Source organism: Providencia sp. TYF-12 (assembly GCF_041344805.1).
Taxonomy (GTDB): Bacteria; Pseudomonadota; Gammaproteobacteria; order Enterobacterales; family Enterobacteriaceae; genus Providencia; species Providencia huashanensis.
This window is the reverse complement of the sequence record NZ_CP166833.1, coordinates 4,459,418-4,485,469: the sequence shown is the minus strand read 5'-3', so window position 1 is coordinate 4,485,469 and position 26,052 is coordinate 4,459,418. Positions and strand designations below refer to the sequence as shown.

At 43.1% G+C, this 26,052-nt stretch carries 42 protein-coding genes, 4 tRNA genes and 1 rRNA gene; 41 read left to right on the top strand and 6 right to left on the bottom strand.

Annotated features, from left to right (window positions below; all coding sequences use genetic code 11):
• The first annotated feature begins 6 nt into the window (after positions 1 to 6).
• The 3 genes from rrf to birA all read left to right on the top strand — a co-directional run bounded on the left by rrf (position 7) and on the right by birA (position 2,304).
• Positions 7 to 122: ribosomal RNA gene (gene rrf, locus ABE954_RS21080) — 5S ribosomal RNA — on the top strand.
• Between the two features lie 176 nt (positions 123 to 298).
• Positions 299 to 1,333 (top strand): UDP-N-acetylmuramate dehydrogenase, encoded by a 1,035-nt coding sequence (gene murB / locus ABE954_RS21075; protein WP_105880908.1) that lies wholly within the window; start codon positions 299 to 301, stop codon positions 1,331 to 1,333.
• Positions 1,330 to 2,304 carry a bifunctional biotin--[acetyl-CoA-carboxylase] ligase/biotin operon repressor BirA gene (gene birA, locus ABE954_RS21070; RefSeq protein WP_210856238.1) on the top strand — a complete coding sequence of 325 codons (975 nt, stop codon included), beginning with the start codon at positions 1,330 to 1,332 and terminating at the stop codon, positions 2,302 to 2,304. Before murB ends, birA begins: the two co-directional genes overlap by 4 nt.
• A gap of 38 nt (positions 2,305 to 2,342) precedes the next feature.
• On the opposite strand, the gene coaA is transcribed toward birA, so the two are convergent.
• On the bottom strand, positions 2,343 to 3,293 hold the full coding sequence (coaA, locus tag ABE954_RS21065) for a type I pantothenate kinase (protein WP_042849049.1): 951 nt from the start codon (positions 3,291 to 3,293) through the stop codon (positions 2,343 to 2,345).
• Positions 3,294 to 3,574: 281 nt separating this feature from the next.
• On the opposite strand from coaA, the gene ABE954_RS21060 reads away from it, so the two are divergent.
• From ABE954_RS21060 to ABE954_RS20875, 38 genes are all read left to right on the top strand, one after another.
• Positions 3,575 to 3,703 (top strand): hypothetical protein, encoded by a 129-nt coding sequence (locus tag ABE954_RS21060; protein ID WP_257786024.1) that lies wholly within the window; start codon positions 3,575 to 3,577, stop codon positions 3,701 to 3,703.
• A 17-nt stretch (positions 3,704 to 3,720) separates the two neighbouring features.
• Positions 3,721 to 3,796: transfer RNA gene (locus ABE954_RS21055), tRNA-Thr, on the top strand.
• 15 nt (positions 3,797 to 3,811) lie between these two features.
• Positions 3,812 to 3,896: transfer RNA gene (locus ABE954_RS21050), tRNA-Tyr, on the top strand.
• 77 nt (positions 3,897 to 3,973) lie between these two features.
• Positions 3,974 to 4,048 (top strand) — tRNA-Gly (locus tag ABE954_RS21045).
• Between the two features lie 6 nt (positions 4,049 to 4,054).
• Positions 4,055 to 4,130: transfer RNA gene (locus ABE954_RS21040), tRNA-Thr, on the top strand.
• A 113-nt stretch (positions 4,131 to 4,243) separates the two neighbouring features.
• Positions 4,244 to 5,428 (top strand): elongation factor Tu, encoded by a 1,185-nt coding sequence (gene tuf, locus ABE954_RS21035; RefSeq protein ID WP_166686806.1) that lies wholly within the window; start codon positions 4,244 to 4,246, stop codon positions 5,426 to 5,428.
• A 212-nt stretch (positions 5,429 to 5,640) separates the two neighbouring features.
• The gene (gene bfd, locus ABE954_RS21030; protein WP_042847577.1) at positions 5,641 to 5,841 is read left to right on the top strand and encodes a bacterioferritin-associated ferredoxin; all 201 of its coding nucleotides are present in this window, start codon (positions 5,641 to 5,643) and stop codon (positions 5,839 to 5,841) included.
• Positions 5,842 to 5,964: 123 nt separating this feature from the next.
• Complete coding sequence (gene bfr, locus ABE954_RS21025) at positions 5,965 to 6,438, top strand: bacterioferritin (protein WP_042847575.1); 474 nt, start codon at positions 5,965 to 5,967, stop codon at positions 6,436 to 6,438.
• Positions 6,439 to 6,797: 359 nt separating this feature from the next.
• Entirely contained in the window at positions 6,798 to 7,109 is a 312-nt protein-coding gene (gene rpsJ / locus ABE954_RS21020) for a 30S ribosomal protein S10 (RefSeq protein WP_001181005.1), read from the top strand.
• A 32-nt stretch (positions 7,110 to 7,141) separates the two neighbouring features.
• Complete coding sequence (gene rplC / locus ABE954_RS21015) at positions 7,142 to 7,771, top strand: 50S ribosomal protein L3 (protein WP_042847572.1); 630 nt, start codon at positions 7,142 to 7,144, stop codon at positions 7,769 to 7,771.
• Positions 7,772 to 7,787: 16 nt separating this feature from the next.
• On the top strand, positions 7,788 to 8,393 hold the full coding sequence (gene rplD / locus ABE954_RS21010; protein ID WP_042847571.1) for a 50S ribosomal protein L4: 606 nt from the start codon (positions 7,788 to 7,790) through the stop codon (positions 8,391 to 8,393).
• Complete coding sequence (gene rplW / locus ABE954_RS21005) at positions 8,390 to 8,692, top strand: 50S ribosomal protein L23 (RefSeq protein WP_042847569.1); 303 nt, start codon at positions 8,390 to 8,392, stop codon at positions 8,690 to 8,692. Before rplD ends, rplW begins: the two co-directional genes overlap by 4 nt.
• A 19-nt stretch (positions 8,693 to 8,711) precedes the next feature.
• Complete coding sequence (gene rplB / locus ABE954_RS21000; protein WP_006657016.1) at positions 8,712 to 9,536, top strand: 50S ribosomal protein L2; 825 nt, start codon at positions 8,712 to 8,714, stop codon at positions 9,534 to 9,536.
• A 14-nt stretch (positions 9,537 to 9,550) separates the two neighbouring features.
• A complete protein-coding gene (gene rpsS / locus ABE954_RS20995) occupies positions 9,551 to 9,829 on the top strand; it encodes a 30S ribosomal protein S19 (protein ID WP_004265426.1) in 279 nt (92 codons plus the stop codon).
• Positions 9,830 to 9,844: 15 nt separating this feature from the next.
• Positions 9,845 to 10,177 (top strand): 50S ribosomal protein L22, encoded by a 333-nt coding sequence (gene rplV, locus ABE954_RS20990; protein WP_004265430.1) that lies wholly within the window; start codon positions 9,845 to 9,847, stop codon positions 10,175 to 10,177.
• 17 nt (positions 10,178 to 10,194) lie between these two features.
• Positions 10,195 to 10,896, top strand: a complete 702-nt coding sequence (gene rpsC / locus ABE954_RS20985) for a 30S ribosomal protein S3 (RefSeq protein WP_004907131.1) — start codon at positions 10,195 to 10,197, stop codon at positions 10,894 to 10,896.
• 12 nt (positions 10,897 to 10,908) lie between these two features.
• Positions 10,909 to 11,319 carry a 50S ribosomal protein L16 gene (rplP, locus tag ABE954_RS20980; protein ID WP_004265436.1) on the top strand — a complete coding sequence of 137 codons (411 nt, stop codon included), beginning with the start codon at positions 10,909 to 10,911 and terminating at the stop codon, positions 11,317 to 11,319.
• A complete protein-coding gene (gene rpmC, locus ABE954_RS20975) occupies positions 11,319 to 11,510 on the top strand; it encodes a 50S ribosomal protein L29 (RefSeq protein ID WP_004265442.1) in 192 nt (63 codons plus the stop codon). Before rplP ends, rpmC begins: the two co-directional genes overlap by 1 nt.
• On the top strand, positions 11,510 to 11,764 hold the full coding sequence (rpsQ, locus tag ABE954_RS20970) for a 30S ribosomal protein S17 (RefSeq protein ID WP_042847566.1): 255 nt from the start codon (positions 11,510 to 11,512) through the stop codon (positions 11,762 to 11,764). Before rpmC ends, rpsQ begins: the two co-directional genes overlap by 1 nt.
• Positions 11,765 to 11,940: 176 nt before the next feature.
• On the top strand, positions 11,941 to 12,312 hold the full coding sequence (rplN, locus tag ABE954_RS20965; RefSeq protein WP_004265449.1) for a 50S ribosomal protein L14: 372 nt from the start codon (positions 11,941 to 11,943) through the stop codon (positions 12,310 to 12,312).
• A 10-nt stretch (positions 12,313 to 12,322) separates the two neighbouring features.
• Complete coding sequence (rplX, locus tag ABE954_RS20960; protein ID WP_042847564.1) at positions 12,323 to 12,637, top strand: 50S ribosomal protein L24; 315 nt, start codon at positions 12,323 to 12,325, stop codon at positions 12,635 to 12,637.
• A 15-nt stretch (positions 12,638 to 12,652) separates the two neighbouring features.
• Positions 12,653 to 13,192, top strand: coding sequence for a 50S ribosomal protein L5 (gene rplE / locus ABE954_RS20955; protein ID WP_006816328.1), 540 nt, complete (start codon positions 12,653 to 12,655; stop codon positions 13,190 to 13,192).
• A gap of 12 nt (positions 13,193 to 13,204) precedes the next feature.
• Positions 13,205 to 13,510: a 30S ribosomal protein S14 gene (gene rpsN, locus ABE954_RS20950; RefSeq protein ID WP_004265458.1), complete on the top strand. Its 306-nt coding sequence runs from the start codon at positions 13,205 to 13,207 to the stop codon at positions 13,508 to 13,510.
• Between the two features lie 29 nt (positions 13,511 to 13,539).
• On the top strand, positions 13,540 to 13,932 hold the full coding sequence (rpsH, locus tag ABE954_RS20945) for a 30S ribosomal protein S8 (protein ID WP_042847562.1): 393 nt from the start codon (positions 13,540 to 13,542) through the stop codon (positions 13,930 to 13,932).
• Positions 13,933 to 13,946: 14 nt separating this feature from the next.
• Positions 13,947 to 14,480, top strand: coding sequence for a 50S ribosomal protein L6 (rplF, locus tag ABE954_RS20940; RefSeq protein ID WP_042847560.1), 534 nt, complete (start codon positions 13,947 to 13,949; stop codon positions 14,478 to 14,480).
• Positions 14,481 to 14,489: 9 nt separating this feature from the next.
• The gene (gene rplR, locus ABE954_RS20935) at positions 14,490 to 14,843 is read left to right on the top strand and encodes a 50S ribosomal protein L18 (RefSeq protein WP_042847557.1); all 354 of its coding nucleotides are present in this window, start codon (positions 14,490 to 14,492) and stop codon (positions 14,841 to 14,843) included.
• Positions 14,844 to 14,857: 14 nt separating this feature from the next.
• Complete coding sequence (gene rpsE, locus ABE954_RS20930) at positions 14,858 to 15,358, top strand: 30S ribosomal protein S5 (protein WP_004265471.1); 501 nt, start codon at positions 14,858 to 14,860, stop codon at positions 15,356 to 15,358.
• Positions 15,359 to 15,364: 6 nt separating this feature from the next.
• Entirely contained in the window at positions 15,365 to 15,544 is a 180-nt protein-coding gene (gene rpmD / locus ABE954_RS20925) for a 50S ribosomal protein L30 (RefSeq protein ID WP_004265475.1), read from the top strand.
• A gap of 3 nt (positions 15,545 to 15,547) precedes the next feature.
• A complete protein-coding gene (rplO, locus tag ABE954_RS20920; protein ID WP_004265478.1) occupies positions 15,548 to 15,982 on the top strand; it encodes a 50S ribosomal protein L15 in 435 nt (144 codons plus the stop codon).
• Positions 15,983 to 15,989: 7 nt separating this feature from the next.
• On the top strand, positions 15,990 to 17,315 hold the full coding sequence (gene secY / locus ABE954_RS20915; protein ID WP_042847554.1) for a preprotein translocase subunit SecY: 1,326 nt from the start codon (positions 15,990 to 15,992) through the stop codon (positions 17,313 to 17,315).
• A 46-nt stretch (positions 17,316 to 17,361) separates the two neighbouring features.
• Positions 17,362 to 17,478, top strand: a complete 117-nt coding sequence (gene rpmJ / locus ABE954_RS20910; protein WP_071548716.1) for a 50S ribosomal protein L36 — start codon at positions 17,362 to 17,364, stop codon at positions 17,476 to 17,478.
• Positions 17,479 to 17,623: 145 nt separating this feature from the next.
• Complete coding sequence (gene rpsM, locus ABE954_RS20905; RefSeq protein ID WP_004907144.1) at positions 17,624 to 17,980, top strand: 30S ribosomal protein S13; 357 nt, start codon at positions 17,624 to 17,626, stop codon at positions 17,978 to 17,980.
• Positions 17,981 to 17,996: 16 nt separating this feature from the next.
• The gene (gene rpsK, locus ABE954_RS20900; protein WP_002919257.1) at positions 17,997 to 18,386 is read left to right on the top strand and encodes a 30S ribosomal protein S11; all 390 of its coding nucleotides are present in this window, start codon (positions 17,997 to 17,999) and stop codon (positions 18,384 to 18,386) included.
• A gap of 35 nt (positions 18,387 to 18,421) precedes the next feature.
• Positions 18,422 to 19,042 carry a 30S ribosomal protein S4 gene (rpsD, locus tag ABE954_RS20895; RefSeq protein WP_004265487.1) on the top strand — a complete coding sequence of 207 codons (621 nt, stop codon included), beginning with the start codon at positions 18,422 to 18,424 and terminating at the stop codon, positions 19,040 to 19,042.
• Positions 19,043 to 19,067: 25 nt separating this feature from the next.
• Positions 19,068 to 20,057, top strand: a complete 990-nt coding sequence (gene rpoA, locus ABE954_RS20890) for a DNA-directed RNA polymerase subunit alpha (RefSeq protein WP_004265491.1) — start codon at positions 19,068 to 19,070, stop codon at positions 20,055 to 20,057.
• A 37-nt stretch (positions 20,058 to 20,094) separates the two neighbouring features.
• A complete protein-coding gene (gene rplQ, locus ABE954_RS20885; RefSeq protein ID WP_004907152.1) occupies positions 20,095 to 20,481 on the top strand; it encodes a 50S ribosomal protein L17 in 387 nt (128 codons plus the stop codon).
• A gap of 135 nt (positions 20,482 to 20,616) precedes the next feature.
• Positions 20,617 to 21,033: a Zn(2+)-responsive transcriptional regulator gene (gene zntR / locus ABE954_RS20880; protein WP_042847794.1), complete on the top strand. Its 417-nt coding sequence runs from the start codon at positions 20,617 to 20,619 to the stop codon at positions 21,031 to 21,033.
• A 35-nt stretch (positions 21,034 to 21,068) separates the two neighbouring features.
• On the top strand, positions 21,069 to 21,269 hold the full coding sequence (locus ABE954_RS20875; RefSeq protein ID WP_042847548.1) for an alternative ribosome-rescue factor A: 201 nt from the start codon (positions 21,069 to 21,071) through the stop codon (positions 21,267 to 21,269).
• On the opposite strand, the gene mscL is transcribed toward ABE954_RS20875, so the two are convergent.
• The 5 genes from mscL to def all read right to left on the bottom strand — a co-directional run bounded on the left by mscL (position 21,270) and on the right by def (position 26,051).
• Positions 21,270 to 21,680, bottom strand: coding sequence for a large-conductance mechanosensitive channel protein MscL (gene mscL / locus ABE954_RS20870; protein ID WP_042847544.1), 411 nt, complete (start codon positions 21,678 to 21,680; stop codon positions 21,270 to 21,272).
• Between the two features lie 107 nt (positions 21,681 to 21,787).
• Positions 21,788 to 23,164 carry a Trk system potassium transporter TrkA gene (gene trkA, locus ABE954_RS20865; RefSeq protein WP_042847541.1) on the bottom strand — a complete coding sequence of 459 codons (1,377 nt, stop codon included), beginning with the start codon at positions 23,162 to 23,164 and terminating at the stop codon, positions 21,788 to 21,790.
• Between the two features lie 33 nt (positions 23,165 to 23,197).
• A complete protein-coding gene (rsmB, locus tag ABE954_RS20860) occupies positions 23,198 to 24,484 on the bottom strand; it encodes a 16S rRNA (cytosine(967)-C(5))-methyltransferase RsmB (protein ID WP_048605773.1) in 1,287 nt (428 codons plus the stop codon).
• Positions 24,485 to 24,552: 68 nt separating this feature from the next.
• On the bottom strand, positions 24,553 to 25,500 hold the full coding sequence (gene fmt / locus ABE954_RS20855; RefSeq protein ID WP_129467308.1) for a methionyl-tRNA formyltransferase: 948 nt from the start codon (positions 25,498 to 25,500) through the stop codon (positions 24,553 to 24,555).
• Positions 25,501 to 25,532: 32 nt separating this feature from the next.
• Positions 25,533 to 26,051, bottom strand: a complete 519-nt coding sequence (gene def, locus ABE954_RS20850; protein WP_129467307.1) for a peptide deformylase — start codon at positions 26,049 to 26,051, stop codon at positions 25,533 to 25,535.
• Position 26,052 lies beyond the last annotated feature (1 nt).

Sequence of the window (26,052 nt, the reverse complement as noted above, 5' to 3'; positions counted from 1 at the left end):
AATTTACCTAGCGGCAATAGCGCGGTGGTCCCACCTGACCCCATGCCGAACTCAGTAGTGAAACGCCGTAGCGCCGATGGTAGTGTGGGGTCTCCCCATGTGAGAGTAGGGAACTGCTAGGTTTTAAATATAAAGAAGCCACCCAATGGGTGGCTTTTTGCTATTTAAATTTTGCTAAAAAATAGCGGCCTCTATATAAAATATCTCAAATTATCTTATTTTATTATTCTAGCTACCCACGATTAAGTCTGACTGATAGACTTACTTTATTATCGTTATATTTTCCCTGAAGGTAGTAATGAATCCAACTTCTGAACTCAAGCCATTCAATAGCTTTGGTATTGATGCAAAAGCATTATCCGTTTTTATAGTAGAAAATAAACAATCGCTCCATCAGCAATGGCTCAAAGCGAAAAGTGATAATTTGCCTGTACTATTACTTGGAGGGGGGAGCAATGTCTTATTTGTAGAGAATTTTGACGGTATTGTCATTATTAATCAATTAAAAGGCATTGAGATCGCAGAGTGTGGCGATTATTGGCACGTACATGTCCAAGCGGGTGAAAATTGGCATCAGCTATTGGAAACATTGTTGCAAAAAGGGGTTTACGGTGCAGAGAACCTTGCTTTAATTCCTGGGTGTGCAGGTTCCGCCCCAATACAAAACATCGGTGCTTATGGCGTTGAGTTAAAAGATATTTGTGATTACGTAGATATCTTGTCGCTTGAGACAAATCAAGAAACACGCATTACAGCCAGTGAGTGCCAATTTGGCTACCGTGATAGTATCTTTAAACATAAGTATCAATATGGCTATGCTATTGTCAGTATTGGGCTGAAATTCGCGAAAATGTGGGAACCTAAGTTGACTTACGGTGACTTGGCACAATTTAACCCCGAAACGGTAACACCTAAGCAAGTCTTTGATGCCGTGTGCCAAACTCGTAGAAACAAATTACCTGACCCTAAAATTACCGGCAATGCAGGTAGTTTCTTTAAAAACCCTGTTGTTTCTGCTGAACAAGCTGCAAAAATTAAGCAACAAAACCCAAGTTGTCCTCAATATATTCAAGATGATGGTAGTGTAAAATTGGCAGCTGGCTGGCTTATTGACCAGTGTGGCTTAAAAGGGCATGAGATAGGAGGAGCAGCAGTTCATACTCAGCAGGCACTTGTTTTAATTAATAAACATCAAGCCACTGGGATGGATGTTGTTAACCTCGCAAAATACGTGAGTCAAAGTGTTGCTAAGCGTTTTGGTATTATCTTAGAACCGGAAGTTCGATTTATTGGTCGTCATGGCGAGGTTAACGCAATGGATTATATTCAATGAAAGAGGCATCAATCCCCTTACAGCTGATAGATATCTTAGCAGATGCTCAAATACACTCTGGTGAACAACTCGGTGATAAACTTGGAATGACGAGGGCTGCTATCAATAAGCATATTAAAACGTTGCGCTCTTGGGGCTTAAACATCGAAACTGTTACAGGAAAAGGTTATAAACTACCTCACCAAATTAATTTATTAAACCGAGCAGTCATTAAGAAGCAAATTAGTGATGTTAACATTATTGTTGAGCCTGTTATTAATTCAACAAACCAATATATGTTAGAGCGCATTCCAAGCCTAAAATCGGGAGATACTTGCTTAGCGGAGTATCAAAGTGCTGGGCGCGGTAGAAGAGGGCGGCAATGGGTATCGCCATTTGGCTGTAACCTTTATTTATCAATGTATTGGAAGTTGGACCAAGGTCCTGCTGCGGCAATAGGGCTAAGCCTAGTTGTGGGTATCGTAATTGCAGAAACATTAAATAAAATTAGCCAAGAAAAAGTAAAAGTGAAGTGGCCTAATGATCTGTACATGAATGATAAAAAACTGGCTGGGATTTTAGTTGAATTAACAGGTAAAACAGGGGATGCTGCTCATATTATTATTGGTATTGGAATTAATATTGGTATGAATAAAAACAATATTGAAAGTTCAAATACAATAACACAAGAATGGTCTTCATTAAGAGATGAAGTTGAAGATATAGAGCGTAATGAATTATCTGTAAATATAATTAAAGCATTAAGAGAGTCTTTGGTTATATTTGAAAACGAAGGGTTAAAACCATTTTTAGATAGGTGGTTTAAATTAGATAACTTTTTGAATAGGGATGTTAAGTTACTGATTGGTAATGATATAATTACGGGTGTTGAACGTGGGATTAATGAGCAAGGCGCATTATTATTACAAAAAAATAATGGTGAAATCATTCCTTATATTGGCGGTGAAATATCATTGAGGCCCAATGAGTAATATATTGGCCGGTAACAAACCGGCCAATATATTATTAACTATTTTCTTAGGCGGACATTTTGAATAGAATGGTTTTCGCCCTTAGTCATTATTAGGCTTGCTCTTTCTTTGGTGGGTAAAATATTTTCTTTAAGATTTAACCCATTAATTTCATCCCAAATTGACCCAGCAATATTAATAGCTTCATCTTCTGTTAATTTAGAGTAGCTATGGAAATAAGAATCTGGATCAGAGAATGCACCTTGTCTAAATTTCAAGAACCTACCGATATACCATTGTTTTAATAGCTCCGGTGCTGCATCAACATAGATTGAAAAATCAACAAAATCGGAGACAAATACGTGGTGTGGATCTTGTGGATAATCCATATCACTTTGTAAAACATTTAACCCTTCAAGAATTAAAATATCGGGTTGGTCAATTAGTTGTTCTTGATCAGGAACGATATCATAAGTCAGATGGGAGTACACAGGTGCCTTAACATTGCGCGCACCTGATTTTATTTGCGACACAAAGTTAACCAGTTTTCGCATATCATAAGACTGAGGAAACCCTTTTTTCTTCATGATATTTCTATCTTTCAAAACTTGGTTAGGGTGTAGAAAACCATCAGTGGTGATCAAATCAACCTTACGGTGTTCTGGCCAGCGCGTCAGCAATGCTTGCAATAGACGAGCCGTTGTACTCTTACCTACGGCAACACTGCCAGCAATACCAATAATGTATGGAACTTTTGCTCCGTTTGTTCCTAGAAACTGCTCTAAAACTGCTTGGCGTCGTAAATTTGAACTGATATAAAAATTCAATAGACGCGATAAAGGTAGATAAATTTCGATAACATCTTCCATAGAGAGCTCTTCATTAATCCCCTTTAATTCAAAAAGCTCGCTTGATGTCAGTGTCAAAGGAACTGAATCACGTAAAGTTGCCCAGTGTTCTCTATCAAACTCTAAGTATGGCGTAGTAATAAAATTTTCATTCTTTTTCATAAACCAACATCTGCCTATTTTATGCAGGTTGGACAGGTTGCCTAAACACCCGTATCCATAAAATTTGCTAGCATCATAGCGAGTGATAAAGGTGAGGCGTAGGTTTTTTTGTATTTTTTATGAGTTTTTTTTGAAGTGTGCAGAAAAAATGATACTGAATGATTAAAAAACGATCTGCTATTTGCTGGGATAAAACTGTGATTTTGAATAAAAAATAGCCCTTTGAAACTTTTTAAGTTTTTTTCCCCCTTTGCTGAACAAATAATAATGGATTATAGTTAATGGCTGCTGTTGATGTTTTAATCTTAAAAGAGCTAAAAAAACAGCAAAAATGCAAAAAGCGAACAAAATATAAGCAAATGAACAAAAAACTTAATTTTTTTGTTGCAACATGCGCTCACTCTTCCTAGAATGCGCAGCACTTGATGCCGGCATAGCTCAGTTGGTAGAGCAACTGACTTGTAATCAGTAGGTCCCGAGTTCGACTCTTGGTGCCGGCACCATTAAAAATTTGGATAGGTGGGATACCCAAGCGGCCAAAGGGAGCAGACTGTAAATCTGCCGTCACAGACTTCGAAGGTTCGAATCCTTCTCCCACCACCATCTCCAAGAAGTTTTCTTTCCAAAGAAAATTTTGAGGAACAGTTTAACAGCTGATAACTCAGGTAGCCGAGTTCATTGCGGGCATCGTATAATGGCTATTACCTCAGCCTTCCAAGCTGATGATGCGGGTTCGATTCCCGCTGCCCGCTCCAAGATGTGCTGATATAGCTCAGTTGGTAGAGCGCACCCTTGGTAAGGGTGAGGTCGGCAGTTCGAATCTGCCTATCAGCACCACTTCCCTTATGTTCTCAATTATCTCCCTGTTTTGTCTCCTGAAATAACAAGCGAAATTCTTGCTTGGTTGATGTGGTTTAACCACCGATTCCGTGTCTTAGAGGGACAATCTAATGTCTAAAGAAAAATTTGAACGTTCAAAACCGCACGTTAACGTTGGTACTATCGGCCACGTTGACCACGGTAAAACTACTCTGACAGCAGCTATCACTACTGTTCTGGCTAAAACTTACGGCGGCGCAGCGCGTGCATTCGATCAAATCGATAACGCACCAGAAGAAAAAGCGCGTGGTATCACCATCTCTACTTCTCACGTAGAGTACGATACTCCAACTCGCCACTACGCACACGTAGACTGCCCAGGACACGCCGACTATGTTAAAAACATGATCACTGGTGCTGCTCAGATGGACGGTGCAATTCTGGTTGTTGCTGCGACAGATGGCCCAATGCCACAAACTCGTGAGCACATCCTGTTAGGTCGTCAAGTTGGTGTTCCATACATCATCGTTTTCCTGAACAAATGTGACATGGTAGACGACGAAGAACTGTTAGAATTAGTTGAAATGGAAGTTCGTGAACTTCTGTCTCAATACGATTTCCCAGGCGACGACACTCCAGTTGTTCGTGGTTCAGCTCTGAAAGCGCTGGAAGGCAACCCAGAGTGGGAAGCGAAAATTGTTGAATTAGCAGGTTACTTGGATTCTTACATCCCAGAGCCAGAGCGTGCAATTGACAAGCCATTCCTGCTGCCAATCGAAGACGTATTCTCAATCTCAGGTCGTGGTACAGTAGTAACAGGCCGTGTTGAGCGTGGTATCATCAAAGTTGGTGAAGAAGTTGAAATCGTTGGTATCCAAGACACTGTAAAAACTACCTGTACTGGTGTTGAAATGTTCCGTAAACTGCTTGACGAAGGTCGTGCAGGTGAGAACGTTGGTGTTCTGTTACGTGGTACAAAACGTGAAGAAATTCAACGTGGTCAAGTATTGGCTAAACCAGGTTCAATCAAGCCACATACTCAGTTCGAATCAGAAGTTTATATTCTGAGCAAAGATGAAGGTGGTCGTCATACTCCATTCTTCAAAGGTTACCGTCCACAGTTCTACTTCCGTACAACTGACGTAACAGGTACTATCGAACTGCCAGAAGGCGTAGAAATGGTAATGCCAGGTGATAACATCAACATGATCGTTACCCTGATCCACCCAATCGCGATGGACGACGGTTTACGTTTCGCAATCCGTGAAGGTGGCCGTACTGTAGGTGCGGGTGTTGTTGCAAAAATTATTGCATAATACCTAACCACTAAAGGTTTTAATGAAAAGGCACCGTTCAGGTGCCTTTTTAGTTTTAGCACTCGTTAGGCTGAAAGAAATGCCTAGTGACCCCACAAGTCAATTCTAAATACGGCACTAAAGTATATTGTGTAAATAATTAGCAATGATAATTGAAATGCAAATCATTTTCATTTAAAATATTCGTATGTGATTTATACAGGTTAAGCATCATGTACGTATGCCTCTGTGAAGCAATTACTGATAAACAGATCAGAAATGTAGTAAGAAAATATCAGGTCACCTCCCTTAAAGGGTTACGCCAAATTTTACCTGTAGGCCTCGAATGCGGAAAATGTATTAGGCAGACGAAGGTAATCTTGCATGAAGAACAGGTTTTACTTGAAGAAATCTGTGCTGTCGAAGTTGCTTAGGTTGTAATCTAGTCACTCGTAAGAATTAAATTACTAACTTTTCATTTAAATCGTCGTATAAATATTACCCAGCTATCTATTTCAGTACTACACTTAAAATACTGGAAGCGATGGAGGGTACACATGAAAGGCGATAAAAAAATGATAGCCCATTTAAATAAATTATTGGGCAATGAACTAGTTGCAATTAACCAATATTTTTTACATGCCCGTATGTTCAAAAATTGGGGGCTAACTCGTCTCAATGAGATGGAATACCATGAATCAATTGATGAAATGAAACATGCCGATAAATACATCGAGCGTATTCTTTTCCTCGAAGGTATCCCTAATTTACAAGATCTTGGCAAGTTAAATATTGGTGAAGATGTTGAAGAGATGCTGAAATCAGACCTACAACTTGAGATAGACGGTGCAAAAAATCTAAAAGAAGCTATCAAATATGCGGACTCTGTTCATGATTACGTCAGTCGAGATTTAATGATTGAAATTTTAGCAGACGAAGAAAACCATATTGATTGGATTGAAACGCAACTTGAGTTGATCACTCGTATAGGACTACAGAACTACCTTCAAGCACAAATCAAAGAAGAGTAATGCTCAATAACATTGTTTAACTAAAAAATTATAGTTAATAAAAGCCCTCAATAATTGAGTTTTCAACATTGAGGGCTTTTTTTAATACCAGCGCTCAGCGCCCACCTTAAAAAAATTCGCACATATTTTCCCCGATTGCTTGCGTTTAGCGATAATTTACGTATAATGCGCGGGCTTACTGATGAGTAAGCCCTATATTTTAGGACTGAAATCTCAGTATTGAGTTAACGATTTGTTACTCATTTAGACAATACTCCCGATTTGGGAGTTACATCAAGAACGATTACACTCTCCCATCAATCGAAATGGGTACGAGGAGTAATCATTTTACGTTTATAAATAGTTGGAGCTCTGGTCTCATGCAGAACCAAAGAATCCGTATCCGCCTGAAAGCTTTTGATCATCGTTTAATCGATCAATCAACTGCGGAAATCGTAGAGACTGCTAAGCGCACTGGTGCGCAAGTACGTGGTCCTATCCCGCTGCCGACACGTAAAGAGCGTTTTACCGTTCTGATCTCTCCGCACGTTAACAAAGATGCGCGTGATCAGTACGAAATTCGCACTCACAAGCGTCTGGTTGACATCGTTGAGCCAACCGAAAAGACCGTTGATGCTCTGATGCGTCTGGACCTGGCTGCCGGCGTTGACGTGCAGATCAGCCTGGGTTAATCAGGTCGTCGAACGATTGAGAGGTTGAAACAATGATTGGTTTAGTCGGTAAGAAAGTGGGAATGACGCGTATCTTCACTGAAGATGGTGTTTCTATCCCTGTAACTGTTATCGAAATTGAAAATAACCGTGTTACTCAGGTTAAAACTGCAGAAACTGACGGTTATAATGCAATTCAGGTTACTACTGGTAGCAAAAAAGCTAACCGTGTAACTAAACCTGAAGCAGGTCATTTCGCTAAAGCTGGCGTTGAAGCTGGCCGTATTCTGCGTGAATTCCGTACTGAAGAAGGTACTGAGTTTGCAGCAGGTCAAAGCATTAGCGTTGAAATTTTCGCTGACGTTAAAAAAGTCGACGTTACTGGTACATCTAAAGGTAAAGGTTTTGCCGGCACAGTTAAGCGCTGGAATTTCCGTACTCAAGATGCTACTCACGGTAACTCCTTGTCTCACCGTGTTCCGGGTTCTATCGGTCAGAACCAGACTCCGGGCAAAGTGTTTAAAGGCAAGAAAATGGCAGGCCAACTAGGTAATGAACGTGTAACTGTTCAAAGCTTAGATGTAGTACGTGTTGACGCTGAGCGCAACCTGCTGCTGGTCAAAGGTGCTGTTCCAGGAGCAACTGGTAGCAACCTGATCGTAAAACCGGCTGTCAAGGCTTAACGTCGAGGAGATAGGAATGGAATTGGTAATGAAAGACGCGCAAAGCGCGCTGACTGTTTCCGAAACTACCTTCGGGCGTGATTTCAATGAAGCGCTTGTTCACCAAGTAGTTGTTGCATATGCAGCTGGTGCTCGTCAAGGTACTCGTGCTCAGAAAACTCGTGCTGAAGTTTCTGGTTCAGGTAAAAAACCATGGCGTCAAAAAGGCACTGGTCGTGCACGTGCTGGTTCAGTAAAGAGCCCGATTTGGCGCTCTGGTGGTGTTAGCTTTGCAGCTAAACCACAGGACCACAGTCAAAAAGTTAATAAGAAGATGTACCGTGGTGCTTTAAAAAGCATCCTGTCTGAATTGGTACGTCAAGATCGTCTGATCGTTGTCGAGAAGTTCTCTGTAGAAGCGCCTAAAACTAAGCTGCTGGCACAGAAACTGAAAGATATGGCTCTGGAAGATGTGCTGATCATCACTGCTGAATTAGATGAAAATCTGTTTTTAGCAGCGCGCAACCTGTACAAGGTTGACGTTCGTGATGCAGCTGGTATCGACCCAGTAAGCCTGATCGCCTTCGACAAAGTGGTTATGACTGCTGATGCTGTGAAGCAAGTTGAGGAGATGCTGGCATGATCCGTGAAGAACGTCTGCTAAAAGTACTGCGCGCGCCGCATGTATCTGAAAAAGCTTCTACAGCGATGGAAAAAAGCAATACCATCGTTCTCAAAGTTGCGAAAGACGCGACTAAAGCAGAAATCAAAGCTGCTGTACAGAAACTGTTTGAAGTCGAAGTTGAAGGTGTTAACACTTTGCTGGTTAAAGGCAAAACTAAACGCCACGGTCAGCGTTCCGGTCGCCGCAGTGACTGGAAAAAAGCTTACGTTACGCTGAAAGAAGGCCAGAATCTGGACTTCGTTAGCGGCGCAGAGTAAGTCGGAGGAGTAAAGAACAATGGCAGTTGTTAAATGTAAACCTACGTCTCCGGGCCGTCGCCACGTTGTTAAAGTGGTTAACCCTGAGCTGCATAAGGGAAAACCTTATGCTCCGCTGTTAGAAAAAAACAGCAAATCCGGTGGTCGTAACAACAATGGCCGTATCACTACCCGTCATATCGGTGGTGGCCATAAGCAGCATTATCGTTTAGTTGATTTTAAACGCAACAAAGACGGTATCCCTGCGGTTGTTGAGCGTTTGGAATATGATCCAAATCGTTCTGCGAACATTGCACTGGTACTATATAAAGACGGTGAACGTCGTTATATTCTTGCACCAAAAGGCCTGAAAGCTGGCGACCAGATTCAATCTGGTGTTGATTCAGCAATCAAAGCTGGTAACGCACTGCCTATGCGCAACATCCCTGTTGGTTCTACAGTTCATAATATCGAACTGAAACCAGGTAAAGGTGGACAGTTAGCGCGTTCAGCAGGTACTTACGCTCAAATCGTTGCTCGTGATGGTGCTTATGTCACCTTACGTCTGCGTTCTGGTGAAATGCGTAAAGTTTTAGCTGATTGCCGTGCAACCTTAGGTGAAGTTGGTAACGCTGAACATATGTTACGTGTTCTCGGTAAAGCTGGTGCTAGTCGCTGGCGTGGTATTCGTCCTACCGTTCGCGGTACTGCGATGAACCCAGTAGACCATCCACATGGTGGTGGTGAAGGCCGTAACTTTGGTAAACACCCTGTAACACCTTGGGGCGTTCAAACCAAAGGTAAGAAAACTCGTAGCAACAAGCGTACTGATCAATTCATCGTACGTCATCGTTCTAAAAAATAATTAGAGGATAAGCCATGCCACGTTCTCTCAAGAAAGGTCCTTTTATTGACCTGCACTTGCTGAAGAAGGTAGAGAAAGCGGTGGAAAGCGGAGACAAGAAGCCTCTCAAGACTTGGTCCCGTCGTTCAACGATCTTTCCTAATATGATCGGATTGACCATCGCTGTCCATAATGGTCGTCAGCATGTTCCAGTTTTCGTAACCGACGAAATGGTTGGTCACAAACTGGGTGAATTCGCACCGACTCGCACTTATCGCGGCCACGCGGCAGATAAGAAAGCTAAGAAACGTTAAGGATAGGAGGAAGAGATGGAAACTTTAGCTATGCATCGCCACGCTCGTTCTTCTGCCCAGAAGGTTCGCTTAGTTGCCGACCTGATTCGCGGTAAGAAAGTGTCGCAAGCTCTGGAAATTCTGACCTACACCAACAAGAAAGCTGCTGGTTTAGTGAAGAAAGTACTTGAATCTGCAATTGCTAACGCAGAGCAAAACGATGGCGCTGACATTGATGACCTGAAAGTTGCGAAAATATTCGTAGACGAAGGTCCAACTATGAAACGCATCATGCCGCGTGCGAAAGGCCGTGCAGATCGTATTCTTAAGCGCACCAGCCACATTACAGTGGTTGTGTCCGATCGCTGAGACTCTGGAGACTAGCAATGGGTCAGAAAGTACATCCTAATGGTATTCGCCTGGGTATTGTCAAACCTTGGAACTCTACTTGGTATGCGAATACCAATGAATTCGCTGACAACCTAGACAGCGATTTTAAAGTACGCCAGTACTTAAATAAAGAATTGGCAAAAGCGTCAATCTCTCGCATCGTTATCGAACGTCCTGCGAAAAGCATCCGTGTGACTATTCACACTGCTCGCCCAGGTATCGTTATCGGTAAGAAAGGTGAAGACGTTGAAAAACTGCGTAAAACAGTAGCGGATATCGCTGGTGTTCCTGCGCAAATCAATATCGCCGAAGTTCGTAAACCAGAACTGGACGCAAAATTAGTTGCTGACAGCATTTCTTCACAGCTGGAACGTCGTGTTATGTTCCGTCGTGCTATGAAGCGTGCAGTACAGAACGCAATGCGTCTGGGCGCTAAAGGTATTAAAGTTGAAGTCAGTGGCCGTTTAGGCGGTGCTGAAATCGCTCGTACCGAGTGGTATCGTGAAGGCCGTGTGCCACTGCACACATTACGTGCTGATATCGATTACAACACTTCAGAAGCGCACACCACTTACGGTGTTCTCGGCGTTAAGGTATGGATCTTCAAAGGTGAGATTCTGGGTGGTATGGCTGCTGTTGAACAAGCTGAGAAACCAGCTGCTCAACCTAAAAAGCAGCAGCGTAAAGGCCGCAAGTAAGGAGAGTCGCTGATGTTACAACCAAAGCGTACAAAATTCCGTAAGGTGCACAAAGGCCGCAACCGTGGTCTAGCGCAAGGTACGGATGTTAGCTTCGGCACTTTCGGTCTTAAAGCTGTTGGCCGTGGTCGTCTGACTGCACGTCAGATCGAAGCGGCACGTCGTGCTATGACCCGTGCTATTAAGCGTCAAGGTAAAATCTGGATCCGTGTGTTCCCAGACAAACCAATCACTGAGAAACCACTCGAAGTTCGTATGGGTAAAGGTAAAGGTAACGTAGAATATTGGGTTGCCTTAATCCAGCCTGGTAAAGTTTTATACGAAATGGACGGTGTGCCTGAAGAGCTGGCTCGTGAGGCATTCTCTCTGGCAGCAGCGAAACTGCCTATCAAAACCACCTTTGTAACTAAGACGGTGATGTAATGAAAGCACAAGAGCTGCGCGAAAAAAGCGTTGAAGAGCTGAATGCTGAACTTTTGAACTTGTTACGTGAACAATTTAATTTACGTATGCAGGCTGCAAGTGGTCAGCTACAACAGTCTCATCTGTTGAAACAAGTGCGTCGTGATATCGCACGTGTGAAGACTTTACTGACTGAGAAGGCAGGTGCGTAATGAGCGATAAAATCCGTACTCTGCAAGGTCGTGTAGTTAGCGATAAAATGGAGAAATCTATTGTTGTTGCTATCGAGCGTATGGTGAAACACCCTCTGTATGGTAAATTCATCCGTCGTACGACTAAATTGCACGTACATGACGAGAACAATGAATGTGGAATCGGTGACGTGGTAGAAATCCGCGAAACTCGTCCACTGTCTAAGACTAAGTCTTGGGCCTTAGTTCGCGTTGTAGAAAAAGCTGTTCTGTAATAGAATAGACTTTTCTGATGAATAAACGGCTCTTATTTGATTGAGCCGTTTATTTTTTTCTGTCCAACTCGATGATGTGGTGTTATAATGCCGCGCCCTCGTAGTATGGGTATATTTGAACGGCCTCTTCATAATGAGGTGGCTCAGTAGTAGTTGACATTTAGCGGAGCACTAAAATGATCCAAGAACAGACTATGCTGAACGTGGCCGACAACTCCGGTGCACGTCGCGTAATGTGTATCAAGGTTCTAGGTGGCTCGCACCGTCGCTATGCACATGTCGGCGACATCATTAAAATTACCGTTAAAGAAGCAATTCCACGCGGTAAAGTTAAAAAGGGTGATGTCCTGAAAGCGGTAGTGGTGCGCACCAAGAAGGGTGTACGTCGCCCTGACGGTTCTGTCATTCGCTTCGATGGTAATGCTTGTGTGTTATTAAATAACAACAGCGAGCAAGTAATCGGTACGCGTATTTTTGGGCCGGTAACTCGTGAACTTCGTAACGAGAAGTTTATGAAAATTATCTCTCTGGCACCTGAAGTACTCTAAGGAGCGAACTATGGCAGCGAAAATCCGTCGTGATGACGAAGTTATCGTGCTAACTGGGAAAGACAAAGGTAAGCGCGGTAAAGTAAAGCAGGTTATTTCTTCTGGTAAAGTTATCGTTGAAGGTATCAATCTGGTTAAAAAACATCAGAAGCCTGTACCGGCTCTGAACCAACCAGGTGGCATCGTTGAAAAAGAAGCGGCTATTCAAGTTTCTAACGTTGCAATCTTTAACGCGGCAACCGGTAAGGCTGACCGTGTAGGCTTTAGATTCGAAGACGGCAAAAAAGTCCGTTTCTTCAAATCTAACAGTGAAACTATCAAGTAATTTTTGGAGTATACGATGGCGAAACTGCATGATTACTATAAAGACGAAGTAGTTAATAAACTCATGACTGAGTTTAACTACACTTCTGTCATGCAAGTCCCTCGGGTCGAGAAGATCACCCTGAATATGGGTGTTGGTGAAGCGATTGCTGATAAAAAACTGCTGGATAACGCAGCAGCTGATTTAACAGCGATCTCAGGTCAAAAACCTTTGATCACCAAAGCACGCAAATCTGTTGCAGGCTTCAAAATCCGTCAGGGCTATCCAATCGGCTGTAAAGTAACCCTGCGTGGCGAACGCATGTGGGAGTTCCTTGAGCGTCTGATTTCTATTGCTGTACCACGTATTCGTGACTTCCGTGGCTTGCCCGCTAAGTCTTTCGATGGTCGCGGTAACTACAGCATGGGTGTTCGTGAACAAATCATCTTCCCTGAAATCGATTACGATAAAGTGGATCGCGTACGTGGTTTAGATATTACTATCACCACTACTGCGAAATCAGATGACGAAGGTCGCGCACTGTTAGCAGCGTTCAACTTCCCGTTCCGCAAGTAAGGCAGGGTACTCATGGCTAAGAAATCTATGAAAGCGCGTGATGTTAAACGTGCTAAATTAGCTGAGAAGTTCTTCGCAAAACGCGTAGAATTGAAAGCTATCATCTCTGATGTTAAAGCATCCGATGAAGATCGCTGGGACGCTGTTCTCAAGCTGCAAACACTGCCACGTGATTCAAGTCCTTCTCGTCAGCGTAACCGCTGCCGTCAAACAGGGCGTCCGCATGGTTTCCTGCGGAAGTTTGGTCTGAGCCGTATTAAAGTCCGTGAAGCCGCAATGCGCGGTGAAATCCCGGGCCTTAAAAAGGCAAGTTGGTAATTCCATTTGAATCACGGGAGTAAAGACAGATGAGCATGCAAGATCCCATCGCGGATATGCTGACCCGTATCCGTAACGGTCAGGCCGCGAACAAAGTTGCGGTCACCATGCCTTCCTCCAAGCTGAAAGTGGCAATTGCCAAAGTGCTGAAGGAAGAAGGTTATATCGAAGATTTTAAAATTGAAGGCGACATCAAGCCAGAATTGGAACTGACTTTACGTTATTTCCAAGGTAAGGCTGTCGTAGAAAGCATTCAGCGTGTAAGCCGCCCAAGCCTGCGCATCTATAAGAAAAAAGATGAGCTACCACAAGTTATGGCTGGGTTAGGTATCGCTGTTATTTCTACCTCTAAAGGTGTCATGACTGATCGTGCAGCTCGCCAAGCTGGTCTTGGTGGCGAGATTCTCTGCTACGTAGCTTAATTCGGGAGGAAAGAATGTCTCGTGTGGCAAAAGCACCCGTCGTCATTCCTGCCGGCGTAGAGGTAAAACTCAACGGTCAGGTTATTTCGATTAAGGGTAAAAACGGCGAGCTTAGTCGTACTATCCATAATGCAGTTGAAGTTAAAAACGAAGACAATCAGCTGACTTTCGCACCACGCGAAGGTTTCGCGGATGCATGGGCACAAGCGGGTACTACTCGTTCACTGTGTAATGCAATGGTTGTTGGTGTTACCGATGGCTTCACTAAAAAGCTTCAACTGGTCGGTGTTGGTTACCGTGCAGCAATCAAAGGCAATGCTGTAAGCTTGTCTTTAGGTTTCTCGCATCCGGTTGAACACGCACTGCCAGCAGGCATTACTGCTGAATGTCCAACACAAACTGAAATCGTACTGAAAGGTGCGGATAAGCAAGTGATTGGCCAAGTTGCAGCAGAACTGCGTGCTTACCGTCGTCCTGAACCTTATAAAGGTAAAGGTGTTCGTTACGCCGATGAAATCGTGCGTACCAAAGAGGCTAAGAAGAAGTAAGGTAACACTATGGATAAGAAAGCAGCTCGTATCCGTCGTGCGACCCGCGCACGCCGTAAGATCCAAGAGTTGGGTGCGACTCGCCTGGTGGTACATCGTACTCCACGCCATATTTATGCGCAGGTTATCGCACCGAACGGTTCTGAAACATTGGTTGCAGCTTCTACTACAGAAAAAGCTATCAATGAACAAGTTAAGTTTACTGGAAACAAAGACGCAGCAGCAATTGTTGGTAAATTAGTTGCAGAACGCGCACTGGAAAAAGGCATCAAAGTTGTTGCTTTTGACCGTTCTGGTTTCCAATATCATGGTAGAGTCCAGGCACTGGCAGATGCTGCCCGTGAAGCTGGCCTTCAGTTCTAAGGTAGAGGTGTAAGATGGCTCACATCGAGAAACAAGCTGGCGAACTGCAGGAAAAGCTGATCGCGGTAAACCGCGTAGCAAAAACCGTTAAAGGTGGCCGTATTTTCAGCTTTACCGCACTAACTGTAGTTGGTGATGGTAACGGTCGCGTTGGTTTTGGCTACGGCAAAGCGCGCGAAGTTCCGGCAGCAATCCAGAAAGCGATGGAAAAAGCCCGTCGCAGTATGAAAACCGTTGCTCTAAACAACGGCACATTGTTCCACCCTGTGAAAGGTACACACACTGGTTCTCGTGTGTTTATGCAACCTGCTCACGAAGGTACCGGTATCATTGCCGGCGGTGCAATGCGTGCTGTTTTAGAAGTAGCTGGAGTTCGCAACGTACTGGCTAAAACCTACGGTTCCACAAACCCAATCAACGTGGTTCGTGCAACACTGGATGCTTTAGACAGCATGAAGTCTCCAGAAATGGTCGCAGCTAAGCGTGGAAAATCCGTCGAAGAAATTCTGGGGTAATCGGCCATGGCTAAGACTATTAAAATTACACAAGTTCGCAGTTCAATCGGTCGTCTGCCTAAGCATAAGGCAACACTGGTCGGTTTAGGTCTGCGTCGCATTGGTCATACAGTAGAGCGCGAGGATACTCCTGCTGTACGTGGTATGGTCAACTTGGTTTCCTACATGGTTAAAGTTGAGGAGTAAGAGATGCGTTTAAATACTCTGTCTCCGGCTGAAGGTGCCAAGCACGCGCCTAAACGCGTAGGTCGTGGTATCGGTTCTGGTCTGGGTAAAACCGGCGGCCGTGGTCACAAAGGTCAGAAATCTCGTTCTGGCGGTGGCGTACGTCGTGGTTTCGAAGGCGGCCAGATGCCTTTATATCGTCGTCTGCCGAAATTCGGCTTCACTTCACGTAAAGCAATGATCACTGCAGAGATTCGTCTGTCTGATTTTGCTGCTGTTGAAGGCGATGTTATTGATCTGAACGCACTGAAAGCCGCGAACGTTGTTGGCATCCAGATTGAATATGCGAAAGTTATTCTGTCTGGCGAAGTGAACCGTGCAGTTACTGTACGTGGCCTTCGTGTTACTAAAGGTGCTCGCGCTGCAATCGAAGCTGCCGGCGGTAAAATTGAGGAATAAGTGACAGATGGCTAAACAACCAGGATTAGATTTTCAAAGTGCCAAGGGTGGAACTGGCGAACTTAAACGCAGACTTTTGTTTGTAATTGGTGCGCTAATTGTATTCCGAATTGGTTCTTTTATTCCAATCCCTGGTATTGATGCCACTGTGCTTGCCAAATTGCTCGAACAGCAACAAGGCACCATCATTGAAATGTTTAACATGTTCTCTGGTGGTGCTCTTAGCCGTGCTTCTATCTTTGCTTTGGGGATCATGCCGTATATCTCGGCGTCGATCATCATCCAATTATTATCTGTGGTTAATCCACGATTAGCAGAGATTAAGAAGGAAGGAGAAGCAGGTCGTCGGAAGATAAGCCAATATACTCGTTGGGGTACTCTGGTATTAGCAATATTCCAATCTATTGGTATTGCAATGGGTCTACCGAATATGCCAGGGATGCAAGGATTGGTTATTGATCCGGGTCTTCCATTCTACTTTACGGCTGTTGTTAGCTTAGTCACAGGGACAATGTTCTTAATGTGGTTAGGTGAACAGATAACTGAAAGAGGTATTGGTAACGGTATCTCTATCATTATCTTCGCTGGTATTGTTGCGGGGTTACCGCCGGCTATTGGCCATACCATCGAGCAAGCTCGGCAAGGCGACCTGCACTTCCTCCTGTTGCTGTTGGTTGCAGTATTAGTATTCGCGGTTACTTTCTTTGTTGTGTTTATGGAACGTGGTCAACGTCGTATTGTCGTTAATTACGCTAAACGTCAGCAGGGGCGCCGTGTTTATGCAGCACAAAGTACACATTTACCGTTAAAAGTGAATATGGCGGGTGTAATTCCTGCAATTTTTGCTTCCAGTATCATACTATTCCCGGGTACAATAGCTTCTTGGTTTGGTGATGGAACTGGCTGGGACTGGCTGACGACTATTTCTATGTATTTGCAGCCTGGTCAACCGTTATATGTGTTGCTTTATGCATCTGCGATCATCTTCTTCTGTTTCTTCTATACGGCGTTGGTTTTCAACCCAAGAGAAACAGCAGATAACCTGAAGAAGTCCGGTGCATTTGTACCAGGAATTCGTCCGGGAGAGCAAACGGCCAAGTACATTGATAAGGTAATGACTCGCTTGACATTAGTTGGCGCATTATATATTACCTTCATCTGCCTAATCCCGGAGTTCATGCGTGACGCAATGAAAGTACCTTTTTACTTTGGTGGTACTTCCCTCTTAATCGTGGTTGTTGTTATCATGGACTTTATGGCTCAAGTGCAAACTCTGATGATGTCAAGTCAGTATGAGTCTGCATTGAAGAAAGCAAACCTGAAAGGTAAATAATCACTCTGTGTGATTATGGTTTGCTTAGAAGTTACGGAGAGTAAAAATGAAAGTTCGTGCTTCCGTCAAGAAATTATGCCGTAACTGCAAAGTTATCCGTCGCAATGGTAGCGTTCGTGTAATTTGCAGTGTTGAGCCAAGACATAAACAACGTCAAGGCTAAGAAAAAGCATTTTTTTCTTGCAAAGTTGGGTTGAGCTGGCTAAATTAGCCAGCCAATCTTTTTTATCTAAGATACATTATTGTTTGAGTATCCTGAAAACGGGCTTTTCAGCACAGTAATGTATATTTTAACTTAGGAGTGCATAGTGGCCCGTATAGCAGGCATTAACATTCCTGATCATAAACATACCGTAATCGCTTTAACATCGATTTTCGGAATCGGCAAAACACGTTCACAGGCTATCTGTGAAGCAACTGGTATTGCTGAAAATGTTAAGATCAGTGAACTGTCTGAAGAACAAATCGACAAGCTGCGTGACGAAGTTGCCAAGTATGTTGTAGAAGGTGACCTACGTCGTGAAATTACCCTGAGCATCAAGCGTCTAATGGACCTTGGTTGTTACCGTGGTTTACGTCATCGTCGTGGTCTTCCTGTGCGCGGACAGCGTACTAAGACTAACGCTCGTACCCGCAAGGGTCCGCGTAAGCCGATCAAGAAATAAGTCGGGGTACTGAATAATGGCAAAGGCACCAATTCGTGCACGTAAGCGTGTAAGAAAACAAGTCTCAGACGGTGTGGCTCATATCCATGCTTCTTTCAACAACACAATCGTTACTATTACTGATCGTCAAGGTAACGCATTAGGTTGGGCAACTGCCGGTGGTTCCGGTTTCCGTGGTTCTCGCAAATCCACTCCGTTTGCAGCTCAGGTTGCAGCAGAGCGTTGCGCAGAAGCTGTGAAAGAATACGGAATTAAAAACTTGGAAGTTATGGTTAAGGGACCGGGTCCGGGTCGCGAATCAACAATTCGTGCTCTGAACGCCGCAGGTTTTCGCATCACTAATATTACTGATGTGACTCCTATCCCTCATAACGGTTGTCGCCCACCGAAAAAACGTCGCGTTTAATACGTATCGTTTTTTAGGACTGTTGGAGAAAGAAAATGGCTAGATATTTGGGTCCTAAGCTCAAGCTGAGCCGTCGCGAAGGAACAGACCTCTTTCTGAAGTCTGGTGTTCGCGCGATTGACACCAAGTGTAAATTAGAACAGGCACCAGGCCAGCACGGAGCGCGTAAACCGCGTCTGTCTGACTATGGTGTTCAGTTACGTGAAAAACAAAAAGTTCGTCGTATCTACGGTGTTCTGGAGCGTCAATTCCGTAACTATTATAAAGAAGCAACACGTCTGAAAGGCAACACAGGTGAAAACCTGCTGACTTTGCTGGAAGGCCGTCTTGATAACGTAGTTTACCGTATGGGCTTTGGCGCAACTCGCGCAGAAGCACGTCAAATGGTTAGCCATAAGGCTATCATGGTAAATGGTCGCGTAGTTAATATCGCTTCTTATCAGGTTTCCCCGAATGACGTTATCAGCGTTCGTGAGAAAGCTAAAAAACAGTCTCGTATTAAGGCTGCTTTAGAGCTGGCTGAACAGCGTGAGAAGCCAACTTGGCTGGAAGTTGATGCTGCTAAAATGGAAGGTGTGTTCAAACGTATTCCTGAACGTACTGACTTGTCTGCGGACATTAACGAACACCTGATCGTCGAGCTTTACTCCAAGTAAAGCTTAGCACCAAAGAGAGGACACAATGCAGGGTTCTGTGACAGAGTTTCTAAAACCGCGCCTGGTAGATATCGAGCAAGTGAGTTCGACGCACGCTAAGGTGACCCTTGAGCCTTTAGAGCGTGGCTTTGGCCATACTCTTGGTAACGCACTGCGCCGTATTCTGCTTTCGTCTATGCCGGGTTGTGCGGTGACAGAGGTTGAGATTGATGGTGTACTGCATGAGTACAGCACCAAAGAAGGTGTACAGGAAGATATCCTGGAGATTCTCCTCAACCTGAAAGGGCTGGCGGTAAAAGTTCAGGGGAAAGATGAAGTTATTTTAACCTTGAATAAATCTGGCATTGGCCCTGTGACTGCAGCCGACATCATCCATGATGGTGATGTCGAAATCGTCAAGCCACAGCACATCATCTGCCACCTGACTGACGAAAGCGCATCTATTAATATGCGAATTAAAGTACAGCGTGGTCGTGGTTATGTGCCGGCTTCTGCCCGAGTTCATTCGGAAGAAGATGAGCGCCCAATCGGTCGTTTGTTAGTCGATGCTTGCTACAGCCCAGTAGAGCGTATTGCCTATAATGTTGAAGCAGCTCGTGTTGAGCAACGTACGGACTTGGATAAGTTAGTTATTGAAATGGAAACTAACGGTACAATCGATCCTGAAGAGGCGATTCGCCGTGCAGCGACCATTCTAGCTGAACAACTTGAAGCATTCGTTGATTTACGTGATGTACGTCAACCGGAAGTTAAAGAAGAGAAGCCAGAATTCGATCCTATCTTACTGCGCCCAGTTGACGATCTGGAATTGACTGTCCGCTCTGCTAACTGCCTCAAAGCAGAAGCTATCCACTACATCGGTGATCTGGTACAGCGTACAGAAGTTGAGTTGCTTAAAACGCCTAACCTCGGTAAGAAATCTCTTACTGAAATTAAGGACGTCTTGGCATCTCGTGGTCTTTCTCTGGGCATGCGCTTAGAAAATTGGCCACCAGCAAGTATTGCTGATGATTAAGATCACAGGTTAAGGTTTTACTGAGAAGGATAAGGTCATGCGCCATCGTAAGAGTGGTCGTCAATTGAACCGCAACAGCAGCCACCGCCAAGCTATGTTCCGTAACATGGCTGGTTCTTTAGTTCGTCATGAGATCATCAAGACGACTCTGCCTAAAGCGAAAGAACTGCGTCGCGTCGTTGAGCCGCTGATTACTCTTGCCAAGACCGACAGCGTAGCTAATCGTCGTCTGGCATTCGCACGTACTCGTGATAACGAGATCGTTGCAAAATTATTTAATGAACTGGGACCTCGTTTCGCAGCTCGTGCAGGTGGTTACACTCGTATTCTTAAGTGTGGCTACCGCACAGGTGACAATGCTCCGATGGCTTACATCGAGCTTGTTGACCGTGCTGTTGAGTCTCAAGAAGCAGCAGCAGAGTAATCTGTCGTCGCTTTCAAGAAAACCGGGTATATTGCCCGGTTTTTTTGTACCTGCTATTCTTACTTTTCCAAAGCAGATTTTGTGCTCTTGAATTTTTTGTTGTTAACCCTTATTTATAGGTAAGCGTTCATGAGTATGTATAAGATTGGCGAAATAGCTAAATTAGCTGATGTCACTCCAGACACCATCCGTTTTTATGAGAAACAAGGTTTGATGGGACATAAAATAAGAACTGAAGGTGGCTATCGGCTATTTACAGAACAGGATTTGCAGCGATTACGCTTTATTCGCTATGCAAAACAGTTAGGGTTTACTTTGGATGCTATTGCAGAGTTACTTTCAATAAGAGTTGATCCGGAACATCATACATGCCAAGAATCCAAGCAAATTGTTGATGTTAGGTTACTAGAAGTTGAAAAAAAAATACAAGAGCTTATTATTATGCGCGATTCACTGAAGATGCTTAGCTCAGCATGTTGTGGTGAGGAACATGCAACAACCTATTGTTCAATTATGGAGATTTTAGAAAAAGGTGCTTCTAAAGTTTATTAAGGATATAAAACCCACTAATTATATGAAGGTATATCATGAGTAAATATCAACATAAGCGTGGTGAGATTAAAGATAATGCAATTGTAGCATTACTTCATGACCCATTATTTCGTCAAAGAGTTGAGAAAAATAAAAAAGGTAAAGGAAGTTATACAAGAAAAGGGAAAAATAATAAGGCAGGTAACTGGGAGGCCAGTGGTAATAGGTTTATTTACTTATTACCACTGGCCTTTTAGTTATTTTTTATTCTGTTCTTTTAATAAATCACGAATTTCTGATAATAAGACTTCTTCAGTTGATGGTGGTGCAGGCTCAGCTGGAGCAGCTTCTTTTGCACGGCGAACTTTATTCATTGCTTTAATTGCCATAAAAATAGCAAAGGCGACAATAATAAAGTCAAATACAGTTTGTAAAAACATCCCATAATTAAGTACTACGGCTGGTAAGTCACCTTGCGCTTCTTTTAGAACAATACTAAATGATTTGAAATCAACACCTCCGATGATTAAACCTAGTGGAGGCATGATGACATCAGCAACTAGAGAAGATACAATTTTACCGAAAGCAGCACCAATAATAATACCGACAGCCATATCTACTACATTGCCTTTCATGGCAAATTCACGGAAATCTTTTAAAAAGCTCATTCGATGACCCCTTAATAAATACCTTAATTGAAACAAAATGTGTATTAGGTTAACAAATTATAGTCGCTAGAATTAATAAGCTACAAATATTTATACATTTTTATTTTTTATAAAAAGAATGGACTTGGCTGGAATAGTTTTTCAACATCAGGGACATGTTTTTTATCTGTAATAAACATGATGACATGGTCGCCTTGTTCAATAATATGGTAATCGCTAGCAATAATTACTTCTTCTTCGCGAACTATTGCCCCAATAATTGTACCTGGCGGAAGTTTAATCTCTGATATTTTTTTACCAACAACTTTAGATGTATTCTCATCGCCGTGTGCAATTGCTTCGATTGCTTCAGCAACACCTCTTCTTAATGATGAAACATTCACGATATCGGCTTTTCTCACATGACTTAATAAAGCTGAAATTGTCGCTTGCTGTGGTGAAATTGCAATATCAATAACCCCACCTTGCACAAGTTCAACATAAGCTGAGCGTTGAATAAGTACCATTGCTTTTTTAGCGCCCATTTTTTTTGCTAGCATGGCAGACATAATATTAGCTTCATCGTCATTTGTAAGAGCAATAAATACATCCATCTGTTCAATGTGTTCTTCCGTTAGTAACTCTTGATCAGATGCATCACCATAAAAAACGATAGTATCATGCAATAACTCAGCAAGTTCTGTTGCACGTTGTTGGTTTCGCTCAATTAATTTTACACTGTAGTCTTTTTCAAGCCTTCTAGCTAAACCTGCACCAACATTACCACCGCCAACAATCATTAAACGTTTATAAGGTTTTTCCAGTCTTTGTAGTTCACTCATGACTGCTCTGATATGTTGTGTTGAAGCGACGAAAAATACCTCATCACCCGCTTCAATAATAGTTGAGCCTTGTGGGCGGATTGGTCTGTCTTGACGAAATATTGCCACGACACGAGTATCGATATGAGGCATGTGTTCACGTAAACTGGATAAGGCGTTGCCTACAAGTGATCCCCCATAATAGGCTTTTACTGCCACAATGCTGACTTTACCTTCCGCAAAATTAACGACCTGGAGCGCACCTGGATATTGGATTAATTTATAAATGTAATCTATCACTAACTGCTCTGGCGATATCAAATAATCAATAGGGATCTGTTCAGGTAGAAAGAGCTTATCCGCTTCACGAATATATTCGGTTGCCCTAATACGAGCAATTTTATTAGGTGTATTAAATAGGCTATATGCAATTTGGCAAGCAATCATATTTGTTTCGTCAGAGTTAGTGACGGCAACTAGCATGTCTGCGTCTTCGGCTCCAGCATCACGAAGGACTCTAGGATGAGAGCCATGGCCATTAACGACACGCAGATCAAACTGATCTTGTAGCTGACGTAGGCGATCTCCGTCTGTATCAACTACTGTAATATCATTGTTCTCATCAACTAAATTTTCAGCAAGTGTCCCACCAACTTGCCCAGCGCCTAGAATAATGATCTTCATTGCATATTCCTATATCAGGTAATTAACGACTTATTATTGTACTTTTTTTATTAAGCGTGCATAAAAAAAGCCATCACCACCATCGGTAGTTGGCAATATTTGTAACCCTAATTTGGTTCCATCATTTAGGCATGCATCAGTATGCTTAGTTAGGAAATTTTCTATTTGCTGGCTGTTTTCTTCAGGCATAATTGAACAAGTCGCATATAGCAAAGTCCCGCCTGGTTTTAAATAAGGCCAAATAGCTTCAAGTATTTGAGCCTGTAGCTGTGCAAGTTCATTGATATCAGTATCACGGCGTAGCCATTTAATATCAGGATGGCGCCTTATTACACCGGTTGCAGAGCAAGGTGCATCTAGTAAAATGCGGTCAAATTGCTGTTCTTTCGCCCATTTTTCTGGTTGAGTACCATCACCTTGAACAACTGTTGCATGTTGTTGTAGCCGTGTTAGATTTTCTTTTACCCTTTTAAGGCGAGCATCATCAATATCGACCGCGAGTACTTTCGCTTTTGGCGCTAACTCTAAAATATGTGTTGTTTTCCCACCAGGTGCTGCACATAAATCTAGGATGCTTTCACCATCTTGGGGTTGTAATAGTTCAGCACAACCTTGAGCGGACACATCTTGCACTGTACACCAACCTTCTTCAAAGCCTGGTAGTTTAGAAACTGCGGTTGGTTCATGCAAACGAATAGCACTGGTATGCGTGGCATGTACATCCGCAGCTATGTCAGCCTGTTTGAGTAAATCAAGATATTGAGTTGCGGTATGGTGCTGAGAGTTGACCCTTAACCACATAGGTGGGCGTTGGTTATTTGCATCTGTGATTGATTGCCATTCATCAGGATAGGCATTTTGTATGCGTTTCAATAACCAACTCGGATGTAAATACTGGCTATTGTTGTTAGCAATGCGTTCTTCTAATTGTGTTTGTTGGCGCTGGAATGAACGCAAAACCCCATTAACCAGCCCTTTTAGTTGTGGGCGTTTTAAGGCAACAGCGCCATTGACTGTTTCCGCCAATGCGGCATGCGCCGGAATTCGAGTATAAAGAAGTTGATAAATACCCACCATGATGAGGTAGTGAAGCGCTCTTTGCTTACCTGTTAATGGTTTTTCCATAAGCTGGCCAATGAACCATTCTAGTTTAGGTAAGTAACGTAAGACACCAAAACAAATCTCTTGTAATAGTGCTTTATCTTTATCATTGATATTGCGTTGTAAATCGGGCAACACAGTATTTAAGGATTGTCCATTATCAAGAACTTGACTGATTGCTGTTGCTGCGATACTTCGCAAATTATATGTATTTTTCATAAAAGAAGATGAACTTTGTAGTTGCTAAAATAAAACTGCCTGATGATATCAGGCAGTTTACAGATTTATTAATCTAGAATTTGCTCTGGAGTAAACCATTCACGACGGGAGTTTAGTATATCTTGCGCACTCATTGCTTTTTTGCCTGGTGGTTGTAACTGAGTGATATTCAGTATGCCATTACCCGTGGCAATGCTTATCCCTTTTTTATCGGCGCTAATGATTGTTCCTGGCTGTTTATTGTGAGTCCCAGAGATTACTTCAGCTTGCCATACTTTGATTAGCTGCTCTTCAACCGTAAAATGACTCATAGGCCAAGGGTTAAATGCGCGGATACAGCGTTCGATGTGGCTGGCATCTTGTTGCCAATCAATACGCGCTTCTTCCTTAGATAATTTTTCGGCATAATTAGCCAGCGAATCATCCTGCTTTTCTGGGACACATTGGCCTAACGACAACATATCTACGGTATGGATCAATGCTTGTGGGCCAGTTATCGCTAGCTTTTCATACAATGTAGCACTTGTATCGTGGGGGGTAATCGGGCAAATTGCCTTATAAAGCATATCACCTGTGTCTAAACCTGCATCCATTTGCATAATAGTGACGCCCGTTTCAGCATCACCTGCCCAAATAGAACGTTGAATAGGAGCAGCTCCTCGCCAACGAGGTAGTAAAGAGCCGTGAACATTTAGGCAGCCTAAACGAGGAATATCTAAAACAGCTTGTGGCAGAATTAACCCATAGGCAACGACGATCATTAGGTCTGCGTTTCTTTCTTTGATCCATTGTTGATTTTCAGCATCTCGAAGCGATACAGGTTGAAAAACAGGAAGTTGGTGCTCTTCAGCTAGAACTTTAACCGGACTTGGTGTTAGTTTTTTCCCTCTACCCGCAGGTTTATCGTGGCGAGTAAGTACACCAACAATTTGGTGATTCGTTTCTAAAAGCGCGGCTAAATGTTTAGCAGCAAAATCCGGAGTACCCGCAAAGATAATTTTTAATGGTTCTGACACGTTAATTTCCCTGTTTATAGTTACCAAGCTAGCTATTTTTTAGCCTCTTTTGCTCTTTGTCTATCCAGTTTTTCAACTTTTTGGCGGATGCGTTGACGTTTTAAAGGGGATAAATAATCAACAAACAGCTTACCAACAAGGTGATCCATTTCATGTTGGATACAAATAGCTAATAAACCATCCGCTTCAAGCTCAAAAGACTCTCCGTTGTAATCTAAAGCCTTAACTTTTACTTGCTCTGCTCGCGGCACAAACCCATGCTGTTCAGGAATAGAAAGACAACCCTCTTCGATACCAGTTTCTCCTGATTTATCTAATAATTCAGGGTTAATAAGTACTAGACGTTCATCACGGGTTTCAGAAACATCAATAACAATAATACGCTGGTGGATATCGACTTGTGTTGCTGCGAGCCCAATACCTTCTTCTTCATACATGGTATCGAACATATCATCAACGATGCGCTGAATAGAGGCATCAACTTTTTCGACCGGCTTAGCAATTGTGCGTAAGCGTTCGTCTGGGTAATGTAACACGTTTAAGACTGACATA